This window comes from Candidatus Sysuiplasma acidicola (assembly GCA_019721035.1).
GTDB lineage: Archaea > Thermoplasmatota > Thermoplasmata > Sysuiplasmatales > Sysuiplasmataceae > Sysuiplasma > Sysuiplasma acidicola.
In genome coordinates this window covers 20,014-35,419 of sequence record JAHEAA010000005.1, presented here as the reverse complement: position 1 = coordinate 35,419, position 15,406 = coordinate 20,014, and the positions used below count along the sequence as shown (strand labels likewise).

At 51.0% G+C, this 15,406-nt stretch carries 14 protein-coding genes; 6 read left to right on the top strand and 8 right to left on the bottom strand.

Going from position 1 to position 15,406, the window contains the following annotated elements:
• Positions 1 to 23: 23 nt before the first annotated feature.
• From KIS30_03410 to KIS30_03400, 3 genes are all read right to left on the bottom strand, one after another.
• On the bottom strand, positions 24 to 899 hold the full coding sequence (locus tag KIS30_03410; protein MBX8645792.1) for a 2-oxoacid:ferredoxin oxidoreductase subunit beta: 876 nt from the start codon (positions 897 to 899) through the stop codon (positions 24 to 26).
• A complete protein-coding gene (locus KIS30_03405) occupies positions 900 to 2,690 on the bottom strand; it encodes a 2-oxoacid:acceptor oxidoreductase subunit alpha (protein MBX8645791.1) in 1,791 nt (596 codons plus the stop codon).
• Positions 2,691 to 3,409: 719 nt separating this feature from the next.
• Positions 3,410 to 4,627, bottom strand: a complete 1,218-nt coding sequence (locus tag KIS30_03400) for a hypothetical protein (protein MBX8645790.1) — start codon at positions 4,625 to 4,627, stop codon at positions 3,410 to 3,412.
• Positions 4,628 to 4,753: 126 nt separating this feature from the next.
• Here KIS30_03400 and KIS30_03395 point away from each other — a divergent pair, with 126 nt between their 5' ends.
• Genes KIS30_03395 through purQ form a run of 6 tightly spaced genes read left to right on the top strand, consistent with a single transcriptional unit; the run spans position 4,754 to position 11,014 of the window.
• Positions 4,754 to 5,521 (top strand): hypothetical protein, encoded by a 768-nt coding sequence (locus KIS30_03395; protein MBX8645789.1) that lies wholly within the window; start codon positions 4,754 to 4,756, stop codon positions 5,519 to 5,521.
• Positions 5,522 to 5,564: 43 nt separating this feature from the next.
• Positions 5,565 to 6,191 carry a MarC family protein gene (locus tag KIS30_03390; protein ID MBX8645788.1) on the top strand — a complete coding sequence of 209 codons (627 nt, stop codon included), beginning with the start codon at positions 5,565 to 5,567 and terminating at the stop codon, positions 6,189 to 6,191.
• A gap of 31 nt (positions 6,192 to 6,222) precedes the next feature.
• Positions 6,223 to 7,542 (top strand): MFS transporter, encoded by a 1,320-nt coding sequence (locus KIS30_03385; GenBank protein ID MBX8645787.1) that lies wholly within the window; start codon positions 6,223 to 6,225, stop codon positions 7,540 to 7,542.
• Positions 7,514 to 7,828, top strand: a complete 315-nt coding sequence (gene purS / locus KIS30_03380; GenBank protein ID MBX8645786.1) for a phosphoribosylformylglycinamidine synthase subunit PurS — start codon at positions 7,514 to 7,516, stop codon at positions 7,826 to 7,828. Before KIS30_03385 ends, purS begins: the two co-directional genes overlap by 29 nt.
• A 22-nt stretch (positions 7,829 to 7,850) precedes the next feature.
• Positions 7,851 to 10,175: a phosphoribosylformylglycinamidine synthase subunit PurL gene (purL, locus tag KIS30_03375; protein MBX8645785.1), complete on the top strand. Its 2,325-nt coding sequence runs from the start codon at positions 7,851 to 7,853 to the stop codon at positions 10,173 to 10,175.
• Between the two features lie 2 nt (positions 10,176 to 10,177).
• Positions 10,178 to 11,014, top strand: coding sequence for a phosphoribosylformylglycinamidine synthase subunit PurQ (purQ, locus tag KIS30_03370; protein ID MBX8645784.1), 837 nt, complete (start codon positions 10,178 to 10,180; stop codon positions 11,012 to 11,014).
• A gap of 2 nt (positions 11,015 to 11,016) precedes the next feature.
• Here purQ and KIS30_03365 read toward each other — a convergent pair whose 3' ends face one another.
• The 5 genes from KIS30_03365 to KIS30_03345 all read right to left on the bottom strand — a co-directional run bounded on the left by KIS30_03365 (position 11,017) and on the right by KIS30_03345 (position 15,248).
• Positions 11,017 to 11,682, bottom strand: a complete 666-nt coding sequence (locus KIS30_03365) for a DUF120 domain-containing protein (protein MBX8645783.1) — start codon at positions 11,680 to 11,682, stop codon at positions 11,017 to 11,019.
• Positions 11,683 to 11,726: 44 nt separating this feature from the next.
• The gene (locus tag KIS30_03360) at positions 11,727 to 12,101 is read right to left on the bottom strand and encodes a hypothetical protein (protein MBX8645782.1); all 375 of its coding nucleotides are present in this window, start codon (positions 12,099 to 12,101) and stop codon (positions 11,727 to 11,729) included.
• A gap of 3 nt (positions 12,102 to 12,104) precedes the next feature.
• Positions 12,105 to 13,337, bottom strand: coding sequence for a translation initiation factor IF-2 subunit gamma (locus tag KIS30_03355; GenBank protein MBX8645781.1), 1,233 nt, complete (start codon positions 13,335 to 13,337; stop codon positions 12,105 to 12,107).
• Positions 13,337 to 13,729 carry a 30S ribosomal protein S6e gene (locus KIS30_03350; protein ID MBX8645780.1) on the bottom strand — a complete coding sequence of 131 codons (393 nt, stop codon included), beginning with the start codon at positions 13,727 to 13,729 and terminating at the stop codon, positions 13,337 to 13,339. Before KIS30_03350 ends, KIS30_03355 begins: the two co-directional genes overlap by 1 nt.
• 103 nt (positions 13,730 to 13,832) lie before the next feature.
• Positions 13,833 to 15,248 (bottom strand): cytosine permease, encoded by a 1,416-nt coding sequence (locus tag KIS30_03345; GenBank protein ID MBX8645779.1) that lies wholly within the window; start codon positions 15,246 to 15,248, stop codon positions 13,833 to 13,835.
• Positions 15,249 to 15,406 lie beyond the last annotated feature (158 nt).

The following is a 15,406-nucleotide window of genomic DNA, read 5'->3' as shown; positions in this document are numbered from 1 at the left end:
CTTAAAAATCTTGCCCCGGCGGTTTATTCGAATATGGATAGTGCGACATCCTTTTCCTTGGCTGTGAAATGTCTGACTCCGCCAACTGGAGTAGTCCCCCCTACCAACTCACGCATTGTCTCATCGAAAGACGGTATGTCCTCTCTCTGAAAGAAGATGCCAAGCGGTATCTTGTCTTCCTCGTGCGCTTTCGTCATGGCGGCCATGAAGTCAGACGAATCGTGCTTCACACTTTCGAGGTCGTACATTCTGGATCGCACATCGTCGTAAATGTCGTTCCATGTAACGCAGGGGCTGAGTATGTCAACCAGCGCGAATCCCCTGTGTTTGATCGCAGCCTGTATTATCCCGGTGAGCTGCTTTACCTGTCCCGAGAAACCCCGGGCGACAAATGTTGCCCCGATGCCGAGCAGGGAGGAAAGTGGATTCAGCGGGTAAATGTTGCTACCTGCCGGTGTCGTCTTTGTTCTCTGACCAATCTTGGATGTCGGCGAGAGCTGTCCGGTGGTCAGACCGTATATTTCATTATTCAGCACGAGCAATTTGATATCGTGATTGCGCCGGGCTGTGTGCACAACGTGGTTGAAACCGATACCGTATTCGTCACCGTCACCGGCTATGGCGAGCACAGTCAGCGCTGGATTCGCAATCTTTGCGCCCACGGCCACAGGAAGCGGTCTGCCGTGCAGGCCATGATGGCCGTATGCCCTTATATATCCCGGAAAGTTCGCTGCACATCCGATGCCTGAAGATATCAGAACCCTGTGCGGCTCTATTCCCAGGCCAACCAGCGCATTCTTTACGGCAGAAAGTGCACCGAAATCACCGCATCCGGGGCACCAGTCAGGTCTTATGTCGCTCTCATATGATTTTATGTTCAAAAGTTCCGTTTCAAGCATTCAGCTCACCCGCCCTTCGGCAATGCTCCTCACTTTATTCACAATCTCAACAGGTTCAAGCGGTTCTCCGGAGTAGGAGAGCAGCTTGTCCTCAATTATTATGCCGGTTTCACGCGCGATCAGACCGGCCATCTGTCCGGTATAATTCAATTCAACGTCAACCAGATGCCCCGCAGAGGACAGAATTGCTGCGACTTCACTCCACCGCAAAGGGAAAATATCTGAAAACTCGATGGAATTGACACTTACTCCCTCGCTCCAGAGGACTCTCATTGCCTCACGGGCTGCATTTGACGTGCTTCCCCAGCAAACAAGCGAAATCTTCGCATCCTTTGGACCCACGATTTCCGGTAAGTTGAGTTCTTCTGATATCGGCGTGAGCTTGCCCATTCTCTTACGCATCATCTTTTCTCTCAGAACCACCGCATGGGCCAGTCCTGCCTCAACGTCGCTCAGGTCGTGTCCGTACTCGTCATGTTCATCAGTTTTCGCCACAAACATGCCGTTCGGTGTTCCGGGAAGGACTCTTGGAGAGACGTGATCTTCAGTCAGTTCATATCGTTTAAACCATACCGAACCGTTTCCGTGTATATCCGTGACTAGCTTACCTCTGTCAATTGTGCTGTCTAACTGGAGATCCTCGACAGTCGCGTACCCTCCGTCTCCGATGCCGAAATCCAGAAGGATAATCACCGGAACCTGGTACTTTTCAGCGAGGTTGAACGCTTTCCCCATGTAATTGAATGTCTCCTCAGGGTTCCTGGGTGCGAGTATCACTCTCGGAAAATCATCCTGCGAAATGCCCAGCATCATGTTCAGATCACCCTGCCCGGTCTTCGTCGGAAGGCCTGTGGACGGTCCAGCTCTCATAACGTCCACGACAACAATCGGTGTTTCGTTCATGGCAGCCATTCCAAAGGCTTCCTGCATCAATGCAAAACCGCCGCCGCTTGTGCCGCACATGGCTCTGGCACCTGCAAACGCAGCACCTATCGTTGCGCCTATGGCAGCTATTTCATCTTCCGCAAGAAGAACAGATACGCCCATTTTCTTTGCGTTAGCCGTCATGTAGTGCAATATCTGGCTAGCGGGAGACATTGGGTATGCTGCGTAAAACCTGCAACCGGCATTAACGGCACCTGCTGCAAGCGCGAAGTCAGCGTGTGCGAATCTCCTGCTCACTCCATAATCAAACTGGAGTTTGCGTGTCGGAACGAAATCTTTTTCTGTTTCATCATATCCTTCAAAGGAGGCTTTGACGTTTCCGTCGACAATCGATTGCCCCTTTGAAGCGAACTGTTCCCGTATGACCCCCTCGAGTACTTTCCTGTCTATGTCGAGTATTCCGGCTATCGCGCCGATGCCCACTGTATTCTTCATAAGGGGTCTTTTGTCGTATTTCAGCGCAATTTCGGTCAGTGGCAGCGGAATCAGGCTAACGCCGTTGGGCACCGGACCCGCCTTCACCTGTTTTGGGTCAAAGATAATCGCTCCTCCGCTGTTCACCTTTCCGGCGTGTTCATCAAATGCAAGTTGCGTCAGCGCGAGGAGATAATCTATACCGTACCCCATCGATGTGACTTTCCAGTTTCCTGAATGGATGTGGAACCACACGTGTCCGCCCCTTATCAATGACTGGTTCCCGTTGTATGTCACAACGTACTGACCGCTCTTCGATAGCATTCTTGTAATTATTTCACCGGCGCTCTGAATACCGTCGCCGGCGGCCGCACCGAGCCTTATTGTTATGTCCGCCTCTTTCAATTTTACCGCCTTTCTGCATCTGTTCATTTATCTATTGGAAGTACGCTATTAAGGGATTAGGTCTTTAATGTTTTGCAAAAAAATCGTTATTTGCCGATATCCTTTCAGCATGCTACGCCTCCGCATGCCATGAAATCTTCTAACGCACTTGCCGGGGTGTGGTTGATATCCAGCTGCCGCTTCGGTCGCAAGGCGGTAGAGTATTTCGGTCACTTTGACAGGTTGTGCCAAGATGTCGTCTGACAATTGTCAGCTGTTTCAGATATGATTAAATAACGAAAGGAGCATTAAGTGTGGAAAGGGATTGGGATGAATCTGATAGTAGAATTGGCCGCATTGTCCTGGATATTGGCTACAGTTTTTCTCTCGCTGTGGACGTGGCATGATGCATGGTATCTAGCGTATTCACGACTGTGGTCTGTTGCAGTTCTGATATTTGGTCCGCCCTGCTTTCTCGTGTATGTTTACAGGTCAAGATGGTACGTTCACGCTTCGCAGTCAGGAGGCATGCTTCCCGGTTATGACATTCGTCTGAAGCACAGAACAGCAACACGACAGCCGGACAAAAAGCCGGCCCAAGCGCATGATGTCACGACTTCTGAGGGTTCAGGCTCAAGCTTACTAACAGATAATCGTGCTGAATTGCCGAGGTGCCCTGCCTGCAGGACTGCGATTTCATTTTATGACGTGAAATGCATGAAGTGCGGAAAACCCATTGCGGGCGTCCGGCAAAATGCCGCTTGAATTCAGGTTGCCTTCCTGAGTTCCTTCAGTATTCTGTCGTGCGTCTGCTGGATTCCCTCAACGCCGGTATTCAGGAGTATGCATCGTGACGACTCTATTTCTCTTCTGAAGAACTCCTCCTGTTTTCTGTCATCCCTGACGAGGAGATACGGATTGTACCAGGGCTCTTGTGCCATGGTGCCCCATTTTTCCTTCGGGCCAGCCCCCGGTCTTATCATGTAACTGCCTTCGAGCAGAACCTGGATTGCTTCGTCAGGATCGAGGTTAACCTGCGCAGGGGATGTTGAGTCTCTTCTCAACAGTGCAATGAGGTTGAGTGTGGCGGAGTCACCCACCTTCGCTTCCCCGCTCATCCATTCTCTGGGAAGAAGCGCCCGCGAATTCCCAAATGCATAAAAACACCATTCGCGGCCTTCGTCAAATACGCACTTGCGCTCACCATTCTGGCATCTGTCCCAGCATTTCTGGTTCTGGCAGTTCTCTTTCTTCACCACAACATTTTCACATTTGCATCCGTCAAGTATGGGCCGGAGCCACGGCTCATTTTCCTCATTTTCAGTTCTCACATAGAGTCTTCTTTCCGGTTGTCTGACCTTGAATCTGTGGCCGACCCCACTCTTCAAATTCGCCGGATGTTCAATATATACCCAGTCGTCGCCTACGACTTTACCCGAATCGTGCTGGAACAGCTTATTCACCTGGGTGGTTTTTCCTGTTCCTGTCGGGGCAACTATGACGACTCCTTTACCCTCGACTTCTGCACATGCACCGTGTATTGAATGAGTATTGTAATATCTCTCAAGAATGGCTGCCGCCATGCCGAGAGCCCAGCTTTTCGCCTGTCCATAATACTCTGTATTGACGAAAAGTGCAGTATTGAGCTGCGGTGAGTAAAATGCCTGAGGCTCCATATCCGGCACACCTATAACTGAATAAACGAAGGCATGCGGGAGAGATTCCCTGTTGTTTGGTGCGGGCCACCAGTTCTCTCTCCAGAAGTCGTACTGATGCTCGCTGTTTCCTGTGTATCTGACATTAATGCCGTTTATGTTGGAATCCCAGACAAACTTCCTGTGCTCTGGCAAAAATGAAAGCACTAGGGATAGCAGCTTGCTCATTTCGCCAGGTGGAACATCCTTTCTCGATTTTGCCCTCGAAGTTTCCTTTGTTATGTAGTTATTCAACATAGTCGTCAGGACTCGGTATTCGGGATGTATCATCGATGTATTAAATATAACACTGGAATTTTGTGACACTGAGACTTATCCTGCTCCCGTTTCTAACCGGCCGCCCGTTCCAACATGGTTTATGAATTAGAACAGAATTAACACCGGAGAGTTTCGCAGGTGAGTGCATTCCTTCTTTTGAGTCGCGACGGGCGACGTTATATTGTTCCGGACGGGATCGGTCTCGTTCGCGTCAAGGGCCTCGGCATAGTTGACAGAAACAATCTGTCTGCCACAGGTTATGGAACGAACGTCTCCATCGCTGGAAAGGCGTTCCTGCTGCTTCCACCAACCCTGGATGATTTGCTGGACGGTCTGTCCAGGGGGCCGCAGATCATCATGGCCAAGGATGCGGCCCAGATTATACACTGCCTGAGCATACATTCGGGTTCACGCGTGGTGGAAGGAGGTTCAGGCTCGGGAAGCCTCACAATTGCTCTGCTACATGCTGTTTTCCCGCTCGGCGAGGTGGTCACGGTCGAATTGAGGACGGACCATATCCGCCTTGCACGTGAAAACGTCACCGGGTGCGGTCTTCAGTCCTGCTGGCGGCCCGTCATTGCAGATGTGCGAAAGCCGCTACTGCCGGATTCAGCGGATGCAATGGTGCTCGACATGCCTGATCCATGGGAAGCCCTGCACGCTGCATGCATCACTCTGAGGCCAGGCGGAATGCTCGCTGTTTATTCTCCTACAATAAACCAGACGGAGCGAACAGTCGTGTCCGCTGTCGACGGTTGTCTGCTTCATGAGAAGAGTTTTGAAGTGATCTTGCGTAAGCTGGAAATCGCCAGCGGGGCAAGCAGGCATAGTTTTGACACGCTGGGTCACACAGGATATGTCAGCCTGTTCCGTAAAGTCGCAGGAAGCGTGTCGGAAATTAATTAATCGGCGGAGGCACTACACCCTGCACCAATACGGGATGATGGTGATGGATCTTGCATTTTTTCTCGCATCAGCCGCAGCCATCTTTGTTGTTGTCAATCCGATTGGTAACATTCCCTTTTTTCACATGCTGACAACCGGCTACGAACCGGAGATGAAGCGCAAAGTCATACTGAAAATAGTTTACGTCACCCTCGGCGCCCTCATACTGTTCGGTTTGTTCGGCAGGATAATTTTCGCCATTTATGGCATCACCCTGCCTGCCTTCGAAATCGCGGGCGGCATACTTCTATTCAACACTTCATTCTCAATGCTTCAGGGCGAAAACCCGAGATCCAAGGCCACGCGTGAAGATGCGGATGAAGCGCTAGCCAAAGAATCCATTGGCATCGTACCGCTGGGTATACCGCTGTTCGCCGGCCCCGGCGCCATAACGACAGTTATCATATTCTTCGGCGAAGCGAAAGGGATAACGGATGAAACCTTTGTCGTTTTGTCCATTCTCATTACTGTCTTCATTTCATACATCTCGCTGCTGTATTCTGCACCTCTTTTCAAACGCATGGGCAGAATGGGCGCTATGGCCTTTTCACGTATTGAAGGAATACTGCTTTCCGCTCTCGCCATCCAGTTCGTTATTACGGGCATTATTGCGGTTTCCCGCACAATTTGATTCAAGTGCACCTGAGAAAGATTAAGAAACAGTGGTTCTTAACCGCTTTCTCCTGCCTCTCCGTCTGCAGGATGGAAGTGCAGGATGGACGAATACCGTGACAATATCACTCAAAGAAGAATTCATGTTTGACAATCCCGGCCTCTGGTATGTCGGAGCGGCCGGCATGATTCGCTCAATCGGTTTCGGAGCAACATGGCCGTTCATGGCCATATTCTTCAACAGAATCATGCACGTTCCCATTTATGCAGTGGGATTAATATTCGCTCTTCTGGCCATTTGCGGGACCATCTTTCAGATAATCGGAGGTTACCTGTCTGATTTCAGAGGAAGGCGATTTACGCTTCTTCTTGGAAGCACTATCGGCATAGCAATCTATGCGGGAATCGTACTGCTCCTGATTCACGGAACGGGCATATTGCCGCTCGTCGTTCTTTTTGTTCTCAGCTCGATTTCTGGCTCGCTCATTTTTCCGTCCTTCAACGCACTTATTGTGGATATCACGCTCCCTGGAAACAGAATGAACGCATTTTCGTTATTCAGAATACTGACGAACTCAGGATGGGCGATAGGTCCAATAGCCGGTTCTGTGCTTTTCAACTATGGAGTGGTCTGGATATTTTTCCTCGTTATGCTCACACTCATAGCGCAATTCTGCATTATCTATTTCCTGATCAGGGACAGGAGGGCCCATACCAGAAAGACAACGGCAGGAATTCGCGCGCGTTTTTCAGACTTGATTGTGTTCGACAGAACACTGCTGATTTTCAGCGCCGGGACATTTCTGCTGTTTGTCCTATCATCGCAGTTTTCAGTTACTCTGCCGACTTATGCAGTTGTCAGGACGTCGATACTCTCAAATCAGCTCGGCTACATCTTCGCTGTAAACGGTTTAGTTGTTGTTTTCGGACAGTACCCAATAACAACTGCCGTAAGAAGACTCAGGGAAGAGACCGTCGTGATGCTCGGTACGGCGTTCTACATGGTAGGTTTCACCCTTGTCGCATTCTCCGGAAACCTGCTGCAGCTTATGGCCGACATGGTGCTCATCACGATCGGGGAGAATCTCACGTCCCCGGGCATTAACAGCATGGTGTCCCGGCTGTCGCCGGAGGACAGGGTTGGCAGGTATATGGCATTCAATGGCATGGCCAACTCTGCAGGGAGGGCAACCGGACCAACAGTCGGATCAATTTTTCTGTTCATCTTCTCATTCAACGGTATTGAAGTCTGGTCTTCGCTTGACCTGTTTGGTCTGTTCTCATTGATAATACTGGCTTATCTGCTGATTTCCGGTAAGAGGGGCAGCTCGAGCAATGCAAATGGCACCATTCCCGCCTTTCATCGGTGAACTTAAAATAAGAATTGGTATTCGTAGTCTGGGAAGCAGTTTGGCGGTATACGAAGTTAAAATATCACTCAAGGAAGGGATTGTCGACCCGGAAGGGGAAAATACGAAAAAATCGCTCGAACTTCTCGGTTTCCATACGATCACTCATGTTTCATCTTACAAACTTTATTCGATATCCCTCAGAGGAAAGGGGAAAGAAGCCGAAGGAATGATAGAGGACATGTGCAGAAAACTTCTTGCGAACCCCGCAATACACATGTACAGCTACAGAAAGGTGAGCGACTGAATCAACCACCGGCGGCTTACGAATGACCGATGATTATTTCGAGCATACCGGAGTTCCGGATGTATGGACAGTCAGAATCAGGGACGCAGACAAGGAGGATCTTGCGCGTATAGACGGAGCAATGTGTCTGGGCATGAGTCCCGAAGAGCTTATCATTGCCAGAGATTACTTCAGGAAAAAGGGAAGGGAACCGACCGATATCGAGCTGCAGTCCGTTGCGCAGGCATGGAGCGAGCACTGCAGTTATAAAACTTCGAAACCCGTTCTGCGGCGCTTCATTTTTCCGCTCTCACGTCGTGCCTTTGCCACGGGGGATGCCGGTGTCATGGAATTCGACACCGAGCATGTCTATTCTCTGAAAATGGAGAGTCACAATCACCCAAGCGCTATAGAGCCTTACGGCGGAGCAGGCACCGGTATAGGTGGCATCGTTCGGGACATATTGTGTATGGGAACGAGACCGGCAGCCCTCGTCGACCCGATATTCTTCGGTCATCTGGACGCCGGTGCCGATTCGCTGCCGCCCGGCGCAAAACATCCGAAATATCTCTTCTCCGGGGTAGTGGCAGGCATACGGGATTATGGCAACAGAATCGGTGTGCCGACAGTTTCCGGAGGCGTCTGGTTCGACAGCAGGTATGCTGCCAGCTGCCTGGTGAATGCCGGATGTCTTGGCTTCGGAGAGAAGAGGCATGTTGCAAGAAACGGTCTCGTGGAGGAAGGCGATGTTCTCATCCTGGCCGGCGGTTTCACGGGAAAAGATGGAATACACGGTGTTAATTTTGCTTCAAGAATACTCACAGAACAATCCCATGAAGAGGACAGGGGCTCCGTTCAACTCGGAGATCCGATTACAAAGGAACCACTAATACACGCCATCATGGAACTTGTCGAAGAAGGCAAAATCAAATCAATGAAGGACCTCGGCGGCGGAGGTCTCTCTGCTGTCGTCGGCGAAATGTCTCTCTCCGGCTCTCTTGCCGCAGACATCGAAATCGGCGCTGTGCATCTCAGGGAGCAAGGCATGAAACCGTGGGAAATCTGGGTTTCCGAATCACAGGAGAGGATGCTCATTTCTGTCAATGAGCGTGATGCTGAGCATGTGCTGTCCGTGTTCGATTTCTGGGATGTGAAAGCATCCAGGATAGGAACCGTCCGCGATGGAAACAGCATTGTCGTGAAATACGACGGCAGGATCATACTGGATCTGGAGACGGCATTTGTCGTAAAGGCGCCGGAATGCATAAGACCGATGAAGAGCAGAACCATCAGAGGTCGCCGCGGAAGGCAGGTAGACGGCAAAATCGGTCTGGCCGAAGTTGCAGAACGCATACTTTCCGACCTGAATGTGTCCAGCAGGGACTGGGTCGTCCATATGTACGATTATGAAGTGGGAGGCAGGACGGCGGTCAAGCCTCTTCACGGTCTCGCCGGCTTTCAGTCACACGGCGATGCATCCGTTCTGCGACCCGTCCCGGATAGCTGGCGCGGACTGGCTGTATCGGTGTCGTCACAACCCTGGATTGCCTCCGTTAATCCGTATCAGGGCTCGCTGCACGCTGTTGATGAACTCTGCAGGAATCTGGCCGCGGTCGGGGCAAGACCGGATGCACTGACCAACTGTCTGAACTTCGGCAATCCCGAACGGCCGGATATCATGTGGGAATTTCACGAATCTGTGAGAGGACTCGCAGAGGCGGCGGAAGCGCTGGGCCTTGCAGTGCCCTCCGGCAATGTCAGCTTCTATAATGACGGGGAGGCAGGGCCCATCTTGCCCACTGTCTCCCTGATGGGTGTGGGTATAGTTGATGATATAAGAAAGTCCGTCACTTCTGACGTCAAGAGAGCAGGCTCTCTATTATATCTGATCGGTGCGAAGGAAAACAGACTCGGATGCTCCGAGTTTGCCAGGATATTCGACACTGGCGACACGCTCTTTGCCCCAGTTGATCTCAGACGCACAGCGCTTCTTTGCAATGCGATAGGTGCCGCAGCATCCGCAGGAACTCTTCTCTCCTGTCATGATATTTCGCAGGGCGGACTGTTCATTTCGGCAGCAGAAATGGCTTTTGGCGGAGATATCGGAGTCACAATTGATGCGGTCGCACTTGGTAAAGGCTCGGTCGTTTCGCGTCTCTTTTCGGAGGGACCAAGCAGGTGGCTTGTCGAAGTTTTGCCGGAACATAGTGATGGGGTGGAGGAGAGATTCGGTGCAGACGCCACGCTCATCGGAAGAACGGGCGGCAGGACACTGAGCATTGTGGATGAGGAAGAAGTCCTCTTTGAGCAACCGCTGGATGCGCTCAGGAAGAAGTGGCAATCGCCACTGTGGGAAAGGATGGGCTGAGTATGAAACGCAATGAGATAACTGTTGCAGTGCTCAGGATTGAGGGCACTAATATGGAAGATGAGGCGGCGGCGGCATTTACTGCGTCCGGAGTCAGGACGGAGATGGTTCACCTGAAACAGCTGGAGGGAAGATGTCCGCAAGCAAGGCACAGATCGCTTGATGATTACGACATGATTGTGATACCTGGCGGTTTTTCAGCAGGAGATTATGTAAGGGCAGGCGCCATTTTCGCATCCAGAATCAAGGCCTCGGTAGGGAAAGAACTGCTCTCTTTCGTCGACAACGGCAAACCCGTACTCGGTGTCTGCAACGGTTTTCAGGTCCTGGTCGAGCTGGGCATGCTGCCCTCCGGCGGTGAAAAGGGAGAACTGCTGCCGCGCGCTGCTCTTGCAACCAACATATCGTGCAGATATGAATGCCGTCCTGCGTTTCTGAAGAACGTCAACAGGGGACACTGCATTTTCACATCATTGATACCTGAAGGCACAATACTATGCATACCGACTGCGCATGGCGAAGGAAAGATGACATTTCCTCCGTCAAAATCAGATAAGTGGGTTAAAAAGCTGGATGAACTCGATGAACTGGTTTTCCGCTATGTGGACGACAGGGGAGAATACGCCGGTTATCCATGGAATCCCAACGGAAGCGTTTACAACATAGCTGGTGTGACCGATGACACCGGTTTCGTGCTTGGAATGATGCCGCATCCAGAGAGAACATACTGGCGTTACCTGCACACGGACTGGACGAGAACGGACAATCCGCCCGAATCATACGGTGACGGCATGCTGATTATTGAATCTGCTGTCAGATATCTGGAGACTCACTTCTGAGCTCAGCCCGTGTCCACCTCAATCTCTACTGCATCGCCGTCGCTGAGTTTGTGCAGTGAACGTAGGTGGTCCTTCGCGATCACTTCCATCACATCTGTGTAGTGTGTTCGCACCGGAAGGATGACAGCGCAATCCTTTTCATTTATTCTTGCCATGAAGCATTTGACATCGCCGAACGTCCTTCCCTTGCTTGTGAATCCAAGTATGCCTATGCCCGGAGCAAAAGTCAGCCGCTCGAACAGTGGCATGTCGGCCGGGACTACCCTTATGTTCAGCGTTCCTTCATACGGTTGGAACAACAGCCGTTTCTGAAACTGCTGTTTGTACTTCTGCTGGGAGATGTAATATTTGCCTTCCCCAAGGCCGCTGAAGACTGTACCGTGTATCTGCAGCTTTCTTGCCGGCTCGAACAGCATTTTGTATTCCAGATATTCCCTCTTCAGCACTTCGAGTCCCTTCTCCGATATCATCAGCCTCTGCCCCTTATGGCCTATCTGTCTCTCGATGAGTCGCTGCTCCGCCAGCTTGAGTATCTCCATAGATGCGGCCTGCTGACTGACTCCGATAGCTTCGCCAAGTCTCTTGGAAGTGATTTCAGTGAATGACGTCAGTGCGCCCATCAGCGCGAGTTGTTTCAGTGCTGAATTGTGATATCCCTTCATGCCCAATCCGACCGCACAGCGGTCCGCCAAATTAAATCTTTGTGCACAAATCAAATGGCATCGTCAGAGCGGCGGAAATCAAGTCTCTTCCTTCCACGAAGCGTTATCACCCTGAACCCTTCCGAAACAAGTTCGGAAGCCAGACGGGCATCATTCGTAACGACTGCAAACGATCCTGTCTCCTTCGCCGCCTCAACTATGGCATCATCGCCTTTTTTCCGCGACTGAAACGTCCTGTACTTTGCGCTCATCTCCAGTGCCATTTTCGCCTCTTTCTTCTTCACGCGGCCGAGCTCCTCCAGAACAGCTGTTGGAATGACCACGTCATGCGAACCGAGGAGCTCACTGAGTTCCGCGTCGAAGTTAATCCTGTTCTCAAATACTGAGATAAGTGTGCTTGTGTCCACAACTACAATCTGTGCCATGATTCACACTGCGATGCCGAATCCAATCAGTCTCCACTTTCCGGCAAATTTCCTCGATATTGCAACCCGCTGGTTGGTTTCAAGGCACACTGGTATCTTGAGATTCACATCGCAGGTGTCTTTTCTCGCGCTCGTGACAAGTCCCACCGTTGTGGAGGTTCCCATGTTGAGCATCAGCGGCTCATTCGTCTTGATGCTCTCGACCTTCTGCTCTTCCTGACTTCCAACCACCCTTTCCAGCAGATGCGTCTGCATGGAAAACGACTGCAGAACGGGCGGCAGCGTCCCTGGCTTGCCGGCGACCTTGCCTACCAGACTGTCTGATTTGGTCAGAGATGGATCCAGCTTTGTACCGACGGCAATAAGTCCGCCTGGTCCTGCGGATTCGAACCTGCGTCCACCCGATTGTATGGCCACAACAGTCGAGAACAGAGATTGCCAGTTTGTCTTCCCGCTGCTTTCTGTCCTCTTGCCGGGCGCAATTTCGATCTCGTCACCAACCGAGAGTTTTCCCTCAGAAATGGTACCTCCTATGACGCCTCCTTTCAGCTTGTCTATGGAAGTTCCGGGCACATTGATGTCGAACGACCTCGCAATGTGCATTCTTGCTGGTTTAGTCAAATCGCGGTCAGGTGTCGGAATAATCTTCTCTATGCTCCAGGCAAGATAATCAAGATTGGTTTTGTGATGGGCGCTGACAGGCACGATCGGAGAATTCTCGGCGACCGTTCCCTTGACGAATTTTGTGATTTCCTGGTAGTTCTTCATTGCCTGTTCTTCGGTGACAATATCTATCTTGTTCTGCACGATGATGACATTCTTGACACCTATGACGTCGAGCGCCATAAGGTGCTCTTTTGTCTGTGGCTGTGGACACTTTTCATTTGACGCGATTATCAGGAGAGCTCCATCCATAATTGCTGCCCCGGAAAGCATGGTTGCCATCAGGGTCTCATGTCCGGGGGAGTCGACAAAAGAGATCGACCGCACGTACTTTACGCCGGATTTGCAGTTCAGATTGTTCTCCAGAGTTGAGTAACACTCAGGATCGTCGCATTCTTCACACTTGAATATTGACGAATCTGCATATCCCAGTTTGATGGAAATGCCGCGTTTTATCTCTTCAGAGTGGCGATCTGTGGATTCACCCGAAAGCGCCTTCACCAGACTCGTTTTTCCATGATCTACATGGCCGACGAGTCCAACATTGATCTCTGGCTGTCTTGCAACATGCATTACTTGCTCTCCTTCTTCTGGAAAATCTCTGAAACAGGTGTCGGTCCGAATGCGGTTATCTTGAGATTCAGCTGGACGGTGACCGGAGAAACGGTGTTTCCCCTCACGGTCCGTCGCTTCCTCACACCCTTCCTCGTTGGCTTGAATCCTGTCCCGCCGGATAGCATCAGTCGCCGCCTCTGCTGTCCTGGAAGATCATGCCTCATCGTGAAACCGTCTTTGTCTGAGCCTCCTGTAATCTGAAGCTTGTATCCCGGAAGTTTGAAGTAGATGCCGTCTACAACATCTCCGATTTTCTTGCCTACCAGAGCTGACGTCTGTGTTCCGGCAACATCTACCTGGTAAGATGTACCTGTCTTTGGATCATTTATAACTGCCTTGAAATCGGCCATAGAACCCAACACCTTTTAACGCAACAAATTGCACGGTGACTTATACTTTTCCCAAAAACCAAGAGCATATGTGTGCAAAGTTCCTATCCGCTGCCATCTTCTATCATCTTGCTCCGCCAGTTTTCAATCTCAAAGCGTCAGCACCTGCTCCGGGCTCCGGTTTCCTTTTCATCATCAGATAATATGATAATCCGGTAACGGACAGCGCCACATAGTAGCTCACATCAGCCCCCCCAAGGTAACTGGCCGATATGAATCCGGTGTAGCTCAATGAACCGTATCCCCATGATATGAAAGGAACGGAAACGGCGAGACCGAGAAGATAACTCAGCAGGCCGCTGGCTTTGAAGTTCGTGGCCCTGTCTACTGTGACTGGATTCCTGTGGCGTAGCACAAAAAAATCAATCAGCACTATGGCGAGCCATGGCGTAATCCAGTAATCGAGGAGGAGCAGGAATCCTTCGTAAAATGATGTGAAGCTCCCTGACAGCAGAATCGTAAGCACCGCGCCTATGGTGCCCGACAACAGTACCGCCTTCCACCTTCCGATCCTGATGTCCAGTACGAGCGAAGACAATGCGCTCGTATATATGTTCAGTGCATTGGCTGAGAGTGTGCCCAGAACGATGGCAATCAGTGCTGCAGTTCCTAGCAGGCCGAGCACATATCCGAATGAACCGATTATGCCTATGGAAGCCGCTCTGCTGTAATTGCCATAGATGTACGCGGCGACAAGCGCACCAAGCGCCTCGAACCAGAAAGATGCCGCAAATCCTCCCAGGAATGTGAAAGCCGCAGACTTCCTCCAATCAGTTTTTTCTCCAAGGTACCTCGAATAGTCCGAGGCATAAGGCCCCCAGCTCATCAAATATGAGAGCGATGCGCCCATGAGTAGAACGGAATTCACCGCGTAGGCTGGAACGCCTGGCACAACTGCAGGCTTGTAGGCCGCAAAACTCTGCCCGTGCATCAGTATGACTGCCGTTGCAACGGCAAAAAAAGCTCCGAGAACCAGGGCCATTATCTTTTCAAATTGATGTATGAAATTGTGACCGTATATGCCTATGACGATCATGACAGAAACGAGAATGAGCGCAGACGGGACATATCCGATGTGAAGCAGGCTCTCCAGTGCAAAACTTCCGAGAACGGCGTTGACAGTGAACCATCCCACGCTGCTTGCCCATTGCAGAAAAGCAGGCATATATGCGCCCTTCCTTCCAAACGTTCCCCTTGTTATGATCATCTGTGGATAGCCGAACGAGGGCCCCATCGAACTTGCGAGCGCAAGCAGGAAACCGCCGATGAGATTGCCTGCCAGAAGGACAAGGAGTGCCGAACTGATGGGAAGGGAGAAGAGTGAAACTGCAAGATAACCCACCGCATAACTGCCTATTGTTACGTTGGATGCAAACCAGAGCGTGAATAATTTTCCCGGTTTGCCATGTCTTTCATCATGCGGTATGTGTTCAATACCAAATGGCTCCACTTTGAGAACGCTGCTTCCGTATCTGTCCATTCAGGATTCATCTCGCCGTTACGGCTGCCCGCCACTAGATTGATTTCATAGATTAGACTTTCGTCGTCCCATGCGGCCCCTGCAGGAGTGGGCTTGAACTCCATTTAGCGGTGTAGCGGAAGGTAGGGAAAGTGAACCACCACAATGTTCTGCCCTGT